General features: G+C 61.7%; 12 protein-coding genes. 8 read left to right on the top strand and 4 right to left on the bottom strand.

The window, feature by feature from the left end:
• Positions 1–41 precede the first annotated feature (41 nt).
• Together ABEG21_RS25410 and ABEG21_RS25405 are read left to right on the top strand one after the other, a co-directional pair.
• Complete coding sequence (locus ABEG21_RS25410; RefSeq protein ID WP_347558373.1) at positions 42–2,156, top strand: hydantoinase/oxoprolinase family protein; 2,115 nt, start codon at positions 42–44, stop codon at positions 2,154–2,156.
• Positions 2,157–2,208: 52 nt separating this feature from the next.
• Positions 2,209–3,870: a hydantoinase B/oxoprolinase family protein gene (locus ABEG21_RS25405; RefSeq protein WP_347558372.1), complete on the top strand. Its 1,662-nt coding sequence runs from the start codon at positions 2,209–2,211 to the stop codon at positions 3,868–3,870.
• Positions 3,871–3,994: 124 nt separating this feature from the next.
• Here ABEG21_RS25405 and ABEG21_RS25400 read toward each other — a convergent pair whose 3' ends face one another.
• Positions 3,995–4,744, bottom strand: a complete 750-nt coding sequence (locus tag ABEG21_RS25400) for an SDR family NAD(P)-dependent oxidoreductase (protein ID WP_347558371.1) — start codon at positions 4,742–4,744, stop codon at positions 3,995–3,997.
• A gap of 154 nt (positions 4,745–4,898) precedes the next feature.
• Entirely contained in the window at positions 4,899–5,321 is a 423-nt protein-coding gene (locus ABEG21_RS25395; protein ID WP_347559098.1) for a hotdog domain-containing protein, read from the bottom strand.
• Positions 5,322–5,620: 299 nt separating this feature from the next.
• On the opposite strand from ABEG21_RS25395, the gene ABEG21_RS25390 reads away from it, so the two are divergent.
• The 6 genes from ABEG21_RS25390 (at position 5,621) to ABEG21_RS25365 (ending at position 14,017) form a co-directional block, all read left to right on the top strand.
• Positions 5,621–7,966, top strand: a complete 2,346-nt coding sequence (locus ABEG21_RS25390; RefSeq protein ID WP_347558370.1) for an FdhF/YdeP family oxidoreductase — start codon at positions 5,621–5,623, stop codon at positions 7,964–7,966.
• A complete protein-coding gene (locus ABEG21_RS25385) occupies positions 7,963–8,328 on the top strand; it encodes a helix-turn-helix domain-containing protein (RefSeq protein ID WP_347558369.1) in 366 nt (121 codons plus the stop codon). The genes ABEG21_RS25390 and ABEG21_RS25385 overlap by 4 nt, the downstream gene beginning before the upstream one ends.
• A 478-nt stretch (positions 8,329–8,806) precedes the next feature.
• A complete protein-coding gene (locus ABEG21_RS25380) occupies positions 8,807–9,520 on the top strand; it encodes a gluconate 2-dehydrogenase subunit 3 family protein (RefSeq protein ID WP_347558368.1) in 714 nt (237 codons plus the stop codon).
• A gap of 93 nt (positions 9,521–9,613) precedes the next feature.
• On the top strand, positions 9,614–11,386 hold the full coding sequence (locus ABEG21_RS25375) for a GMC family oxidoreductase (RefSeq protein ID WP_347558367.1): 1,773 nt from the start codon (positions 9,614–9,616) through the stop codon (positions 11,384–11,386).
• A gap of 3 nt (positions 11,387–11,389) precedes the next feature.
• Complete coding sequence (locus ABEG21_RS25370) at positions 11,390–12,754, top strand: cytochrome c (RefSeq protein WP_347558366.1); 1,365 nt, start codon at positions 11,390–11,392, stop codon at positions 12,752–12,754.
• 66 nt (positions 12,755–12,820) lie between these two features.
• Positions 12,821–14,017 (top strand): FUSC family protein, encoded by a 1,197-nt coding sequence (locus ABEG21_RS25365; RefSeq protein WP_347558365.1) that lies wholly within the window; start codon positions 12,821–12,823, stop codon positions 14,015–14,017.
• A gap of 18 nt (positions 14,018–14,035) precedes the next feature.
• Here ABEG21_RS25365 and ABEG21_RS25360 read toward each other — a convergent pair whose 3' ends face one another.
• Both ABEG21_RS25360 and ABEG21_RS25355 read right to left on the bottom strand, forming a co-directional pair.
• Positions 14,036–15,361 carry an MFS transporter gene (locus ABEG21_RS25360; protein WP_347558364.1) on the bottom strand — a complete coding sequence of 442 codons (1,326 nt, stop codon included), beginning with the start codon at positions 15,359–15,361 and terminating at the stop codon, positions 14,036–14,038.
• A 261-nt stretch (positions 15,362–15,622) separates the two neighbouring features.
• On the bottom strand, positions 15,623–16,402 hold the full coding sequence (locus tag ABEG21_RS25355) for a TetR/AcrR family transcriptional regulator (protein ID WP_347558363.1): 780 nt from the start codon (positions 16,400–16,402) through the stop codon (positions 15,623–15,625).
• Positions 16,403–16,498 lie beyond the last annotated feature (96 nt).

Below are 16,498 nucleotides of genomic sequence, written 5' to 3'. Positions count from 1 at the left end.
GATGGACTGTGGGAAGTAGGATAACCGACGGAATCGAGACGATGAGTAAGCACTACTACAGATTGGGCGTCGACATTGGGGGCACCTTTACCGATGTCGTGTTGATCGGCAGCGACGGCACCATCTACAGCAAGAAAGTGTTGTCGACGCCGAAGGACTACAGTCAGGCGATCGAAAATGGCGTCAGCGCTTTATTGACCGAGCGTCAGATCGATCCGTCGTTGATCACGGAATTCGTCCATGCCACGACGGTGGCGACCAATGCGATCATCGAGCGGCGCGGCGCCAAGGTCGGCCTGGTGACGACGAAGGGTTTTCGAGATGTGCTGGAGATCGGTCGTTTCCGCACGCCGCGCCTCTACGATATGTCCTATCGCAAGCCGGATCCGCTGGTGCCGCGCGAACATCGTTTCGAGGTGACCGGCCGCATGGCGTCCGATGGTAGCGAATTGGAAGCGTTGTCGCTGACGGAGCTGGCCGACATCGCGCGGCAATTGAAAGCAGCCGGCGTGGAAGCGGTCGCGGTGACGTTCATCAATTCGCACGCGAACGCCGCCCACGAGCGGGCGGCGGCAGCCTTTCTTGTCGAGCATCTTCCCGATGTGCCGGTGACGGCGTCCGTGGATCTGTTGCCACAACTGGGCGAGTACGAGCGAACCAGCACGACGGTGGTCAATTCGTATATCCGGCCGGTGGTCGGCCGTTATGTTGCTGCACTGAAGGATCGGCTCGAACGGATGCGCATTGCCGCCCCTTTGATGATCATGCAGTCGAGCGGGGGCATCTCGCCAGGGGATGTCGTGGCCCGTCAGCCGATCGACATCATCGAGAGCGGGCCGGCGGCCGGTGTGCTTGGCGGACAGCGCCTGGGCGTGCATATCGACGTGCCGAACATGATCGTGTTCGATATGGGCGGTACGACGGCCAAGGCGACGATCATCGAGCAGTTTCACTATGCGCTGTGTCCGGAAACCGAAGTGGGCGGGGGCGCGGCCTTGGGTACGCGGATGATTCGCGGTGCCGGCTATCCGGTTCAGGTGCCGACGATCGATATCGCCGAAGTGGGTGCCGGCGGCGGCAGTATCGCCAGCAGCGACGTCGCGGGCGGCCTGCTGGTCGGTCCGCGTAGCGCCGGCGCCGAACCGGGCCCGGTGGCCTATGCGCGTGGCGGCATGCAGCCGACGGTGACCGACGCCAATCTGGTACTGGGCTATCTGAATCCGAAGGCGCTGGTCAGCGGCGAGCTCGATCTCGATATCGCGGCGGCACGCAAGGCGGTGCACGATCTGGGCGCGGGTATCGGTCTATCGGACACCGATACCGCTTACGGCATTCATGCCATCGCCGACGCGACGATGTTGCGCGCCTTGCGCGGCGTTTCGTCGGAGAAGGGCCAGGATCCGTCGAAATACGCGATGCTGGCGATTGGCGGCAACGGTCCGGTGCACGCTTGCACGCTCGCCGAGGCGGCGGGCATGACGCACATCATCGTGCCGCCCGCCGCCGGCTTGTTCAGCGCACTCGGCATGTTGTTTGCCGATGTCGCGCATCAATTGGTGGGGGCATTCTATCGTCGTGCATCGGATATCGACGAGGGCGCTCTGGACGCCGGTGCCGCGCCACTGTACGCGCGGGGCATCGAGATGCTGCATCACGAAGGCTTTACAAGCGACGAAAGTCGTCGCATGACGCTGTTCGCGGACCTGCGCTACGCGGGACAGACGGCGCCCCTGACCTTGCCGGTTCCACCGTCTGCCGATGACGCAGGCACGGGTTCGGCCGGGCGACTGGACACCTTGTATGCCGCGTTCCATGCGGAGCATCAACGCGTTTTCGGTTATGCCTCGCCGAAGGAACCGTTGCAATTCGTTGCCTTGAAACTGGTGGCGGAAGGTCTGGCCGCCGATGCGCGGATGCCGGCGCAAGTGCGGCGGGCGGCGGAAAAAGCGGTGGACAGCGGTACGCGACGCGCATATTTCGGCGACGCGTTCGGATGGATCGACACGCCTGTGCTGGCGCGTGCGGTATTGGATGCGCAAGGTGCGGACGGTCCGATGATCGTCGAGGAATACGACACGACCGTCGTCGTGCGGCCCGGCTGGCATGCTTCGCGTGACAGTTGGAACAATATCGTGCTGACGCGGTCGGTCGCGTGATCGGCATCCGCTTCGTCTGTAAGGCATACGCTCAGGGAGAGGGAAAGCAAGCATGAAGATCGATCCAATCAAGCGGGAATTGCTGAAGAACGCCTTGGTGACCACCGCGGATAATGCGCTGGTGATGTTGACGCGCACCGCGCGCACATCGAACGTCAAGAACAGCATGGACTTTTCGGCAGCCATTTGCGACGCCAAAGGGAATCTGGTGGCGCAAGGCCTCGCGGTGCCGGTCCATCTTGGTGTCGTGATGCCGGCGCTGGCGGCCTGCCTCGACTATTTCGGCGACGACATCCAGGAAGGGGATGTGCTGGCGAGCAACGATCCCTACTCCGGCTGCAGCCATCTGAACGATATCTTTACGTTCAAGCCGGTGTTCATCGACGGCAAGCGAGTCGCTTTCGTCAGCCTGATCCTGCATCACAGTGATCTCGGAGGCCGGGTTCCAGGGGGAAATGCAGCGGACAGCATGGAGATCTTCGAGGAAGGGCTGCGCATTCCGCCTTCCAAATTGGTAGAGACTGGCCAGATCGATACGACGTTGATGCGCATCGTCGAATATAACTCTCGGGTGCCGGACCGGGTGATCGGCGACCTGCGTGCGCAACTGGCCGCGCTGGATCAGGCGGCGGCCGAAGTGTCGAAGCTGGCGGCGGCGTGGGATCCCGATCTCTTCGCGTTCTATTTGTCCGACATGCTGGATTATGCGGAAACATTGACGCGCGCCAATCTGGCGAAGCTGCCCGATGGCGAAGTGGAATTCGAGGAATGGAATGACGATGATGGCGTTGGGCATGGACCCATCCGTATTCACCTGAAGCTGATCAAGCAGGGCAGCACGATTACCGCCGACTTCAGCGATACCGATCGTGACCAGGGCGGCGCCGTGCATTGCAATCGCGCCTTCACCGTGTCCTGCGCTTATGCGGCGATTCGAACGGTGCTGGATGCGCATATTCCGAATAACGCCGGCTTGTATCGTGCGATCGAGGTGAAGACGAAGCCGGGAAGCTTTGTCGATGTCGTGTTCCCGGCTGCGGTGGGCTCGCGCGGCCAAGTGGGTTTCCGTTTGCGGTCGATCGTGCTCGGCGCGTTGGCCAAGCTGATTCCGGGCAGTCTGCCGGCCTGTGCGGGAGGCTCCGAGTTTGCGATTGCTGCATCGGGTAAGGACCAGAACGGGCGCCGCTTTCTGCATCTCGAGTTTCACAACAACACGGGCCTGGGTGGCGGCCCGAACGCCGATGGCCAGGATGCCGGGCCGTACTGCATCGGCAATCTGGCGAACGTGCCGGTGGAGTTGATCGAGGCGGAACATCCATTACGGGTGGAGGAGTACGGCTTCATGCCGGATAGCGGTGGCGCGGGGCAGTATCGGGGCGCGCTGGGGATGGTGCGGCAGTATCGTTTCCTGGTGGACGACGTCCAGGTGCAGGTGCGATCGGATCGCTTCAAGTCCAAGCCGTGGGGTTTGTTCGGGGGTGGGCCTGGCGGCGGTGCGCGCACGCTGTTGAATCCGGGAACGCCGCAGCAGGAGGCCTTACCCTCCAAGTTCATTCGGCGCTTCAAGGCGGGCGATGTGCTGCGTGCGGAGATGGCAGGCGCGGGCGGCTATGGGCCAGCGGAGCAACGTGACAAGCAACGGATCGCCGACGATTTGCGTGAGGGTAAGCTGACGCCGGAGTATGCGAAGACGGTGTATGGGTACGGGGATTGAAACGGTCTACTGTGTTGAAACGTATGCGGTATCCACTGTAGGCTGACTGATACGCGCGACGGCATTGCACGCGTCGCGCCGCAAACCGCCGGCCTCGCCTCGCGTGCGAGGCGGGCCGTACCGCTTACTGCGAGCGTTGCACCTTCAGCGGACCCGGGCCCTGGCACGTCGGCATCATTTCGATTGCATTGATGTTGACGTGCTCCGGCAACGAGAGCAACCAGCTGACGGTGTTCGCGATATCTTCCGGGCTCAACGGCACCGTATCTTGATAGACCGCTGCTGCCTTGCCGTCGTCACCCTTGAAGCGCGTGTTCGAGAACTCGGTACCCCCGACGAGACCCGGCTCAATCGACGTCACCCGCACATTCTTGCCCACCAGATCCGAACGCAGATTCAACGTGAACTGGTGCACGAAGGCCTTGGTCGCACCATAGATATTGCCGCCGGGGTAAGGATACGTGCCTGCCGTCGAGCCCAGATTAATGATCCAGCCGGCGTTGCGCTCGACCATGGCCGGTAGCGCGGCGTGCGAGCAATAGACCAGGCCCTTGATGTTCGTATCGATCATCGTCTCCCAGTCGTCCAGATTCGCCTTGTCTGCGGTATCCAGTCCCAGCGCCAAGCCGGCGTTATTGATCACGGCGTCGAGCGCGCCCACCTTCTCGGCGGCCCACGCGAATGTTGCCTGGACGTCGGCGCGCTTCGTGACGTCGAGTACGCGCGGAATCAATTTGCTGCCCAGTTCGGCGGCCAGCGCGTCGAGACGCGACTGACGACGTCCCGTCGCGATGACGGTATGGCCTTCCTGAATCAAGCGGCGGGCAATGGCTTCACCAAATCCGGCGCTGGCGCCGGTGACGAGAATATTCATAGGGCGATTGGACGGTTCGCGGCGCGGTACAAATGACCGCTTGGTGGAAAACCCCTATCGTAACGCGTTCGCGCCACGCATGTGAGAGTTCGGCCTTGGGTCTGTAGACGTGAGCAGCCTTCGAACGGGGCGCCGCGCATCATTGCTTCGTCCGTCAGGCGACATTTTCCTCGACGCGCGGGCTCAACATCCTCGGTTCGTCGCCTTCCGAGTAGACGATCTGCGTCTTGCCGTGGGGTGCCGGCCGACCGTCGTCGCCCAGATTGACGAAGACGATTTCGTCGACGGTCAGGATGCTCTTCAGCGTGACCTTGTTGCGTACCTCGCAGCGCAGCGTGATCGAGGTCCTGCCGAACTTCGTCGCCGTCATGCCGAGTTCGATGATGTCGCCCTGACGCGCCGAGCTAACAAAATTGATCGCCGAAATCGCCTTCGTCACGACGCGCGGATTGCCTAACTGGCACATGGCGTAAATTGCCGCCTCTTCGTCGATCCAGCGCAGCAAGCTGCCGCCGAAAAGCGTGCCGTTCGGATTCAGGTCTTCCGGCTTGACCCATTTGCGTGTATGAAAATTCATCATGTCACCTCCTCGTTACCTGTAATTATGGGGTTAACCCTAGATTTTCAAGACACCCTAGGGCGATGAGGGTGTTTGATCTTTGTTGGATCGTCGATGATTGCCAACGCCACGTGCATCGATCATTCTGGAAAGACGCCACTGCTCACGCGTTTGTAGCCCTCACGCGCCGTTTTCCTTGCCCAGTCGGGACTGTGCTCCGAAAACTGTGTTCTTTTATTCTCGTTTCCCCTGTATATGCCGACAATATGTCGCAGGCATATGCTTCATGGGCACAAATAAAGTAGCGGAGCGGCACGATGTCAGACCCAAAGATCGAAACTTACAACAACCCGGCCGGTGGCTGGGGCGCGCTGAAATACGTGGCGATCAATATCTTCAAGGAAAAGATCGTCAGCAAGAGCATGCGCACGCTGCTGGCGCAGAATCAGCCGGACGGTTTCGATTGCCCGGGGTGTGCCTGGCCGGACCGGAATCATGCGTCGACCTTCGAGTTCTGCGAAAACGGCGTGAAGGCCGTCGCGGCCGAGGCCACGTCGAAGCGGGTCACACGGCAGTTCTTCGCCGACAATACCGTCACGAGCCTGCTCGAACAGTCCGACTACGAACTGGAACAGCACGGTCGCCTGACCGAGCCGATGGTGTATGACGCCGCCAGCGACAAGTACAAACCGATCGCTTGGGACGACGCTTTCGGGATGGTCGCCAAGCATCTTCGCGCGCTGCCGGACCCGAACCACGCGTCGTTCTACACGTCCGGTCGCGCCAGCAACGAAGCCGCCTTTCTTTTTCAGCTGTTCGTCCGCGAATACGGCACCAACAACTTCCCCGACTGCTCGAATATGTGTCACGAGCCCACCAGCAAGGGCTTGCCGCCTTCGGTCGGGATCGGTAAGGGCACGGTGACGCTGGACGACTTCGACGCGTGCGATACGCTGCTTATTTTCGGTCAAAATCCGGCAACCAATCACCCCCGGATGATGGGCGAGTTGCGAGAGTGCGCGAAGCGCGGCGCGACGATCGTGTCGATCAATCCGTTGCGGGAGCGCGGCCTGGAACGCTTTGCCAGCCCGCAGCACGTGCACGACATGCTGTCGACCACCGGCACGACGATCAGCTCGATGTTCATTCAGCCGACGCTGGGCGGCGATCTGGCGCTGATAAAGGGCTTGATCAAGCACGTCATCGAGCGTGACGACGCGGCGCTGGCAAGCGGCGCCGAGCGCATCGTCGATGTCGCTTTCCTTGCCGAGCACACGCACGGCTTCGACGCGCTGGCCGCCGATATCCGCGCCGAACGGTGGGACCTGATCGTGTCCGAGTCGGGCGTGCCGTACGACCAGATCGTGCAACTGGCCGAAGTTTATATCAAGGGCAAGGCAGTCATTTCCACGTGGGGCATGGGTCTGACGCAGCATAAGTACGCGGTCGGTACGATCCAGATGCTGACGAATCTGATGCTGTTGCGCGGCAATATCGGCCGTCTCGGCGCCGGTCTGTGCCCGGTGCGCGGGCACTCGAACGTGCAGGGCGATCGTACCGTCGGCATCGACGAAAGGCCGCCGGCAGCGATGCTCGATCGGATGGAAAAGGTCTACGGTTTCAAGGTGCCGCGTGAGCACGGCTTGGATGTCGTCGCGACGATTCAGGCGATGCTCGACAAACAGGTCAAGGTTTTCATCGCGCTCGGCGGCAATTTCTTGATGGCCTCGCCGGACACGCCGCGGGTCGCCGAAGCGCTCGAAGCGTGCGACCTCACCGTGCAGATCACGACCAAGCTGAACCGGAGCCATCTGGTTCATGGCCGCGACGCGCTGATCATGCCAACGCTGGGCCGCACCGAAATCGATACGCAGGCAGGCGTGGCGCAAGGCGTGACGGTCGAAGATTCCATGAGCATGGTCCATATCTCGTATGGCATTAACAAGCCGGCGTCGCCGGACCTGCTGTCCGAAATCGCGATCGTCGGACGGATGGCCGCGGCTACGTTGCCGGAGAGTACGGTCCCGTATCTTTGGTACATCGACGACTACGCGCGCATCCGCGACGCCATCGAGTCGATCTTCGATGCGTTCAAGGACTACAACGCCCGCGTCGCGAAACCCGGCGGGTTTCACCTGGGCGTGGCCTCGCGCGACCGCGTCTGGAAGACACCCAGCGGCAAGGCCGAGTTCAAGGTCCACGCCATTCCGACCGATTCCCCAATCCATCGGGCGCGGGCGCGTTTCGGCGACAAGCTGTTGACGCTGATGACCACGCGTTCGCACGATCAATACAACACGACGATTTATGGGATGGACGACCGCTATCGCGGCGTGTTCGGCCAGCGTCGGGTGATCTTCGCCTGTAAGGAAGATATCGAGCGCCTGGGCTTCAAGGCAGGCGAGCGGATCAATCTCGTCAGCGTCTGGGATGACGGCGTCACGCGGCGTGCGGACGATTTCCTGCTGGTCGAATACGACATTCCGGCCGGCTGTATCGCCGGCTATTACCCGGAGACGAATCCGCTGGTACCGTTGGACAGCTTCGCCGACGGCGCCCGCACGCCGACTTCCAAGTCCATCCCGGTATTGATGGAAAAGGTCACGGTACTGCATGCCAAAGGGTCGAAAACGGCACAGGCCCTGGAAGCAACGGTCGCGTGAGTTCGCATCCACTCGACGAGTCGGCCAGCGCGGCGCCCGATGAGGCTGTCGAAGGGGGCCGTGAGGCCGGCACCACAGCAAGCGGTGCCTCCGACAGCGACGGCTCCCTGGAGGAGCAACTGGCGCGCTTGCTGGCGGTTCTGGTCGATCCAAGCGCGGCGTCCGGTTTGTCGCTGGCACGTGTCAGCAAGCGCAGCGGCTTGCCGATGAGCACCTTGCGTCGGCTGCTGACCGTCCTGGCCGATGCCGACCTTGCCACATGGACGCTCGAGGAGAGCGGCAGGGGGAGCGCGTGCCTTACGCCTGCCGGCCGCGCCGCAATCGGCAATGTCCCAGGGCACGATACATCCTCGCCCATCTGATCGATCGCATTCAAAATGGTTCCGCGGTGTCGCTAATCGGCATCGCGGGATTGCCCCTATTTTGAAATCGCTTACCCCGACATTAGTGTTGGTTTGGCGCCGTGGCATATTGCCGCGCGCGCGTGCCGTCACTTTCTAAATGCCTTTCGACACTTTTTGGTAGAAAGCAATTCGTAATTTTTGCAAGAGGATCCAAATGTACTAAATGGTTAGTTCGTTTAGATTTTTCTCACGCCCATCCGATTGTTGTGGATACTGCAATTAGCAACGAAGATTCAGCAACATTCAAACTGTAAACAAGGCGTAATTCGGGGTTCGCTTTGCGTCGAAGACATTTGTATGATTGCGTCCGAATCGTCAGCCGCGACATACCGTCGCTCTGAATGCCATTGGAAGCTACCGCAATGATCGCGAGGGCCTCCGACGCGGGCCGGGCTCGGGCAGACGATGCAATTCATAAAGCATCCAGAGGGAAGACATGCGCAGACGGGGATTTCTCGTATCGATCGCGCTGCTGATTGGCAGTGTGACGGTTGCAAAAGCGAAAGTGATTTGGGGCGGCATGCCTTGGACCGGGAAGGCGTCACCGGCACCGACGCCGGTGGTCGCCGACGGCTGGAAGTTCTTCACCGCTGAGGAAGCGGCGTTGACCGAAGCCCTGTCCGACCGACTGATCCCGGCGGACGAGCTGAGCATTGGCGGCAAGGAAGCCGGCTGCGCGGTGTTCATCGATGCGCAACTGGCCGGCGCCTACGGCAAGGGCAGCTATCTCTACCTCGATGGCCCGTTGAAGCAAGGTCTGCCGCAGGCTGGCCCGCAGTTCAAGGAAGGTCCCGCAGCACGCTGGCGCGCCGGTCTGGCGGCTTTCGATGCCGCAGTGAAGACCAAGGGCGGCAAGTCGTTCGTCGACCTCGCGCCCGATGCGCAGGACGCAATGATCGGTCAGTGGGAATCCGGCACGTTGCCGTTGTCCAACGTCGACGCCAAACTGTTCTTCAACCTCGTGCTCTGGAACGTGCGCGAAGGTTTCTTTGCCGACCCGATCTACGGCGGCAACAAGGACATGGCGGGCTGGAAAATGGTGGGCTTCCCGGGCGCGCAATACGACTTCCGTGACTACATCGGCAAGCCGGGCCAGAAGTTGGACATCAAGCCTGTCAGCTTCATCCGCAAGCCGACCAAGACGACTTAAAGACCCAGACCTGCGTGTCCCGAACCGGTCATGAATGCGGTATCGCGTTCATGACACGGGGTCTCCACAAATACATAGCAAGGAGTATCCAACATGGCGCAAAAGCGGCCAAAAGTGGATGCCGTCATCGTAGGCCTGGGATGGGCCGGTTCGCTGATGGCGAACGAGTTGACGGAAGCAGGATTGAACGTCGTCGCCATCGAGCGCGGCTCGTGGCGCGATACCAGCACCGATTTCCCGACCAGCATCGATACCGACGAGTTGCGTTTCGCCCGTCGTCGCGAATTACTGCAACCGTTGAGCGTCGAGACGATGACGTTCCGTAATCGCCCGGACCAGGAAGCCCTGCCGCTGCGCGACATGAACACCTACCAGTTCGGCTGGGGCGTGGGCGGCGCCGGTTCGCACTGGAATGGCATGACCTGGCGTTTCCTGCCGAACGACTTCCAGACGTATTCGAATACGGTGCAGAAGTACGGCAAGAACAAGTTTGTCGAAGGTCTGCAAGTGCAGGATTGGGGCGTGACGTATGACGACCTCGAGCCCTACTACGACAAGTTCGAACGCATTGCCGGCACTTCGGGCAAGGCGGGCAACATCCAGGGCAAGAAGATCGAGGGTGGCAATATCTTCGAAGGCGCGCGTCAGCGCGACTATCCGCTGCCGCCGCTGGAACGCACGCAGGCTGCGCTGCTGTTCGACAAGGCGACGAAGGACCTCGGTTATCACCCGTTCGCCGTGCCGGCAGGCAATACGTCGGGCGCCTACACGAACACGCTCGGCGTGAAGATGGCCCCGTGTACGTACTGCGGCTATTGCGAATTCTTCGGTTGCGGCAACTGGTCGAAGAGCAGCCCGCAAGCCTGCGTCGTGCCGGCGCTGATGGCGCGCAAGAATTTCAGCCTGATCCCGGATTCGGAAGTGCTGCGCGTCAACCTGACGGCGGACAAGAAGATGGCCACGGGCGTCACCTTCATCGACAACGAGAATCAGGAATGGGAACAGCCGACGGATATCGTCGTGCTGTCGGCCTACCAGTTCGACAATGTCCGATTGATGCTGCTGTCGGGTATCGGCAAGCCGTACAACCGCGATACCGGCGAAGGCGTCGTGGGCCGGAACTACGCCTATCAGACAATCTCGGGCGCTTCCATCTGGTTGAAGGATCAGGAGCTGAATCCGTTTATCGGCGCCGGCGCATTGGCGCAGTCGATCGACGATTTCAACAGCGATAACTTCGATCACTCGAATCTCGATTTCATCGGTGGCGGCACCGCACTGATCCACTCGACCAACGGCCGTCCGATCGGGCTGTCCGGCGGCGTGCCGAAGGGTACGCCGACATGGGGTTCGAATTGGAAGAAGGCCTATAAGAAGGCCTATCAGAACTTCAATTCGATCTACGTCATGGGCAATAGCTATCCGCACCGCGACGTGTTCCTGGACCTGGATCCGGAGTACAAGGATCGCCACGGCCAGCCGTTGCTGCGCGTGACGTTCGACTGGAACGAAAACGACAAGCGCTCGGGCAAGTTCATGGCGGACAAGTCCGTCGAAATCGCGAAGGCGATGAATGCCGAAACGATCGAACGCTCGGAGCCGACCGCGGCACCGTACACGCCGATGACGAACCTGTCGTCGCACACGACCGGTGGTGCGTGCATGGGCGATGATCCGAAGACGAGCGCCGTGAACAAGTATCTGCAGAGCTGGGATGTGCCGAACACCTTCGTTTGCGGCGCTTCGGCGTTCGCGAACAACGGTGGCTACAACCCAACGGGTACCGTGGCTGCACTGACGCTGCATGCGGCGCAGGCGATCCGCGATCATTATCTGAAGGCGCCTGGCGCACTGGTGAAGGTCTAAACGATGGCGCACACTCCTACTCAACAGGCGCCGCGCCGCTCGGGCGCCAAACGCATCGTGATCGCGATCGTGGTGCTGATCATCCTCGCGATCGTCGTGCTGGCCGGCTTGATTGCCTGGCGTTCGCATCAGCGTGCAAACGCGCCGGTCGATACGGCCTTGCTGGATAAGATCACGCAGTACGGCAAGTCGGACGGCAGCGACGAAGCCGATCCGATCAAGCGTGGTCTGTATCTCGCGCAGGCTGGCGACTGTATCGCCTGTCACACGGCGAAAGGCGGCAAGCCGTTCGCGGGCGGCCTGGGCCTGAACACGCCGTTCGGTGTGATCGTCTCCAGCAACATCACGCCGGACAAGCAGTTCGGTATCGGTGATTGGACCGATGCGCAGTTCCTGCATGCGGTGAAGGACGGCGTTGCACCGCACGCGAAGCTGTTATATCCGGCCATGCCGTACAACCTGTATTCGCGCGTCAGCGACAAGGACCTGCTCGACGTCTTCGCTTACTTGAAGACGGTTGCGCCGGTTGCCGAAGCCCCGCCTGCTAACCAGTTGCCGTTCCCGTTCAACATTCGTCAGTCGCTGTTCTTCTGGAATCTGCTGTTCTTCAATCCGACACCGTTCACGCCGGATCCGAAGCAGTCGATCGAATGGAATCGCGGTGCCTACCTGGTCGACGGACTGGGTCACTGCACGGCGTGCCACAGCGGCAAGAACTTCCTGGGCGGCGATACGGATTATCTGCAAGGGTATGACCTGGAAGGCTGGCATGCGCCGGAAATCACGGGCAATACCTATACCGGTATCGGTAGCTGGAGCAATGCGGACGTCGTCGCCTATCTGCACACGGGCGGCAACCGCATCAGCGTGGCGGCCGGTTCGATGGGCGAGGCAGTGACGAACTCGACGCAGCACATGACCGAAGGCGATCTGAACGCGATTGCGACCTACTTGAAGAGCCTGCCGGGCTCGGACCGGAAGTTGCCGACGGCGTCGTCGCAAACCGATGCGATGATGGTACTGGGTCACGACATCTATCAAAGCAACTGCGCCGCATGCCATAAGACGAGTGGCGAGGGTGTGGATGCGATGGTGCCGTCCTTGGCGCACAATCCGGGCGTGCAAGCGCCGGGTGCGAACAACGTGATGCGTACGATCCTGATGGGTGGCCGCGGCGCGGCAACCGCCAGCAACCCGACCAGCGCCCAAATGCCGGCGTTCGCCTGGAAGCTGTCCGATGAGGAAGTGGCCGCAGTGTCGACGTATATCCGTAATAGCTGGGGGAATGCGGCGGACGCCATCGCGACGAGCGATGCGACCAAGATCCGTTCCAGTTTGAAGGCACAGCAACAGATCGGCGCACGCTGATTCTCGAGCGCCGATGGTAAGGTAATGCACAGGACGACACGTCGTTGCCCTGTGCATTTTTTTTGAATGAACGATTCCTCGAAGCATCCCGTTTCGCCGTCGCCCGCGCCATGGGAGAACCTGGTCGCGCCCGACTGGCAGAAGTGTTTATGGCGCACCGGCTTGCTGGCCTGGCCCGCCATCGCGCTGTGCCTGTCGGTTGGCGCGTTCCGGCAACAGATGGTGCCGATGCTGATTGTCGCGGGCGGCGCCTTCACCGTCGGCTTGGGCGCGCTGCAGCGTTTCACGCGGGTGTCGATCATGCCGATGGTCCTGGCCTGCCTCGGCATGATGTTGTCGGCGTGGATCGGATCGCGTATCGGCGCCTCTTTACCGGCCATGTTGCTTGCCAGCGCGATCTGGGCCGCGCTGGGCGGATGGGCGGCGATGCGCGGGCCGGGCCTGACCTGGATCTGCCAGCAATCGACGATTGCCTTGTTCGTGGCGGGCAGTTTCGCCGGCAGCGGCGGCAGCGGCAATGCCGGGACCGGCACGGTGGCGCCGCCCGTCGACGTCGGCCTGCTGCTGGCGGCAATACTGCCGCACGTGGATCACGTGATGCGGGATATCAACCACTTCGGCGCGTCGACGACGCATGCGGCGCAACGGGCCCTGCTGGTCGGCGCCGGTGGCGCGGTGCAAATCGTGTTGCTCGGCCTGGCGCTGGCCTGCTGGCGTCGGGCTATTCCGCCGACCTTGCCGTCGCAGGAATTGAGAAGCGATGCGCGGGGTGCCTGGGCGACCGCGTTACGGGCCGCGCTGGCCTGTACGCTAGCCGGCATCCTCGTACACGTCTTGAAACTCCAGCACAGCTATTGGGCGCCGATGACGGCCTTGGTCGTCTTGAAGCCGTCGTTGAAGGACGAGTTCCACAGTGTGTTGCAGCGCTGTATCGGCACGATCGGCGGCGCGACCTTGGCGACGCTTGCGATCTATTTGACCCATCCAGGAACGGCGATGCTGATCGTTGCGACCAGCGTGTTCGCCTTCGTCGCCTATACGCTGAACCGTGTCAGTTATCTGTTTTTCAGCGCGGCGTTGACGGCCTACATCGTCTGCATGCTCGGTCTGGTCGATCCCGGCCAGTTTGGCGCGGAAATCGCGCTGTATCGCGAGCGCATCGGGGCAACGCTGATCGGTTGCGGCATCGCGCTCGCCACCGACTATCTGCTCAAGGCCATCGGCTTGGACGCCAATCGACGGCCGGAAGCGACGGGCACGTAGCGCCCGCGCGTTACGGACTTACTCGCCGTCCCGCATCGTATTCTTCCCGCGGCAGAATACGACAGTCAGCAGCGACACCAGCGTCAGACCGACCGCCAACGCGGCCACGCCGGTCGAGCCCGCACCGCGCAGCATATAGATCGCGAGGATCGGCGTCAGGCCGCCGACGACGGCCGTCGACAGTTCACGGCCCAATGCCACGCCGCTGGCCCGCACTGCGGCGGGAAATTGTGCCGAGAACAGCGCGCCCTGAACCGCCAGCAAACCGTTCACGCCGATGCCGATCGTCAGCACCATCGCGAGATAGATCAACATCGGCGAGCGGGTTTCAGTCAGCGGAAAGTAGGCGATGCTGGCGGCAATCGAGAACAGCAGCGCGCCGATAAAGAAGCGCCGCACGCCGATCCGGTCGGCCAGCGCGCCGAACAGCGGCGCGGTCACGACGGCAACTGCCGCCGCGATCAAGGTGGCGTGCAGCGATACCGAACGCGGCATGCCGAGCGTCGTGGTGAGATAGTAGGACGTAAAGGTCAGGAACAGAAAGCCCAAGCCGGCCTGCGCGAACTGCGCCCCGATGACGATCAACACGCCGCGCCATTCGTCACGAAGCAGCGTGCGCACGGTGGTGCGTTTTTGTCGCTGCGTTTCGTGCGCGTTCTGCGCCGCTTGAAACGCTTGCGTCTCGCTCAGATTGCGCCGGATCCAGACGCCCGCGAGCAGTAACAGGCCGCTGAACAGGAAGGGGATCCGCCAGCCCCAATCGGCGAAGGCCGGACCGGTAAGCCAGGAAAAAATGCCCAGCGCGGCCGAGGCGAGTAGCATGCCCGCATAGACGCCGGTGGCCGGCAGTGCGCCCCGCACGCCACTGTGGCGCGCCGCACCGGTTTCCACCGCATAGACCGCAGCCACCGCGAATTCGGCACCCGCACCCACGCCTTGAATGATGCGTAAGACGAGCAGCAGCAACGGCGCGGCCAGACCGATCGAGGCATAGGTGGGCAGCAGACCGATCAGGCAACTGCTGCCGCCGGTCAGGAGCAGGATAAAGACAAGGATGCGTTTGCGCCCGAAGCGATCGGACAGGGCAGCGAGTAAGAGCCCGCCGAACGGACGCGCGACGAAGCCGACGGCAAACGTGGCATAGGCGGCAACGGTGCCGACGAACTTATCGGTCGATGGAAAAAAGCTCGCGGACATGACGCTGCCCACCAGCAAGGTGTACAGAAAGAAGTCGTACCATTCGAGCGCGCTGCCGATCACAACCGCCAGGGCCGATTGCCCGCGCTCCTTGCGCGATGGCATCGCCGCTGTCGTCCCCACGCCTTGCAGGGCTGCGACAGGCATGCCCAGGTCCGCTGTTTTTGATGTCGCGTTCCGCATCGAATCTCTAACTCACCGGTGTCTCGGCCAGCGCAAAAAAGCTGGCTAGTCCATGGGGCGCCGTTTGCAAGCGGCAGTCCCTGGCCGAGATTATAGTGAAATGGGGAGATGTAAGGAATCGGTATTGCGTGCTAGGTGTGGGTATATTGCACGATACCCATCAATAATTAGCAGTGAATGCGGGAAGTGCGTAAAAAATGGCGTGATTATGCGGAATCGATGCGATCAAGTCGCGACCGCATCGGGCCGAAGATAGGCCAGCACCGCCTCGACCAGCATCTGACGCTGCGCCGGACGCTGACTCGAGAGCAGCGGATCGCGACCGAACAGCGTGCCGAAGGTGTAGCGATTCAGCACGCGGTGAAACGAGAAGCTGCTCATCAGCATATGCAGATCGATGGCATCGACGTTTGCACGGAAGACGCCCGCGGCCACGCCGCGCTCCAGGATCTGCTCCAATAGCAGGATCGCCGTGGCGTTGCGCCCGCGGCTCGTTTTCGAGCGCTTGAGAAACGCTGCTTGCTGGAAGTTTTCGATGCTGACCAGACGCACGAAATCCGGATGCGCGTCGTGATAATCGAATGTCATGCCGACCAATGTGCGCATAGCCTCGACCGGCGGCAAGCCCAGCAGATGCAAGCGCTCTTCATTGTGCCGGATCCCGCCGTAAGCCTGGTCCAACACGGCTTGGTACAGCTCGTCCTTGCTGCCGAAGTAGTAGTAAATCATCCGCTTCGTGGTGCGCGTCTTAGCGGCGATCGCATCCACGCGCGCGCCCGCGAGCCCATTGCTCGCGAACTCCTCGGTTGCCACTTCCAGGATATTCTGCCGCGTCTGCTCGGGATCGTTCTTACGCTTCGGCCGGGATGGCGTCGATGCCGCCTCGGTCAGCAGCGCGGCTGGCTGAGACGGGAGCGTCGAGGCAACGCCGTCGGAGGCGGCGCGCTTGTCGACGGCCTGGGCGTCCAGGCCGTCCACTACTGAAAAAGGCGAAGCGTCGGGCATACCGGTTGTGCAGTGCGGCAAATCGAGAAGATAGGCACATTGTATGCGCATTTCTCGCGAACCGTCGCCCTGCCGAGCAGGAATCGCCACAACTGA

The organism is Robbsia sp. KACC 23696 (assembly GCF_039852015.1).
GTDB lineage: Bacteria > Pseudomonadota > Gammaproteobacteria > Burkholderiales > Burkholderiaceae > Robbsia.
This window is presented reverse-complemented; position numbering and strand designations above follow the sequence as displayed.

Coding starts and splice junctions, on each gene's coding strand:
- ABEG21_RS25410 (WP_347558373.1), top strand. CDS start 42: ATGAGTAAGCACTACTACAGATTGGGCGTCGACATTGGGGGCACCTTT.
- ABEG21_RS25365 (WP_347558365.1), top strand. CDS start 12,821: ATGAACGATTCCTCGAAGCATCCCGTTTCGCCGTCGCCCGCGCCATGG.
- ABEG21_RS25400 (WP_347558371.1), bottom strand. CDS start 4,744: ATGAATATTCTCGTCACCGGCGCCAGCGCCGGATTTGGTGAAGCCATT.
- ABEG21_RS25375 (WP_347558367.1), top strand. CDS start 9,614: ATGGCGCAAAAGCGGCCAAAAGTGGATGCCGTCATCGTAGGCCTGGGA.
- ABEG21_RS25355 (WP_347558363.1), bottom strand. CDS start 16,402: ATGCCCGACGCTTCGCCTTTTTCAGTAGTGGACGGCCTGGACGCCCAG.
- ABEG21_RS25370 (WP_347558366.1), top strand. CDS start 11,390: ATGGCGCACACTCCTACTCAACAGGCGCCGCGCCGCTCGGGCGCCAAA.
- ABEG21_RS25405 (WP_347558372.1), top strand. CDS start 2,209: ATGAAGATCGATCCAATCAAGCGGGAATTGCTGAAGAACGCCTTGGTG.
- ABEG21_RS25380 (WP_347558368.1), top strand. CDS start 8,807: ATGCGCAGACGGGGATTTCTCGTATCGATCGCGCTGCTGATTGGCAGT.
- ABEG21_RS25390 (WP_347558370.1), top strand. CDS start 5,621: ATGTCAGACCCAAAGATCGAAACTTACAACAACCCGGCCGGTGGCTGG.
- ABEG21_RS25360 (WP_347558364.1), bottom strand. CDS start 15,361: ATGCCTGTCGCAGCCCTGCAAGGCGTGGGGACGACAGCGGCGATGCCA.
- ABEG21_RS25395 (WP_347559098.1), bottom strand. CDS start 5,321: ATGAATTTTCATACACGCAAATGGGTCAAGCCGGAAGACCTGAATCCG.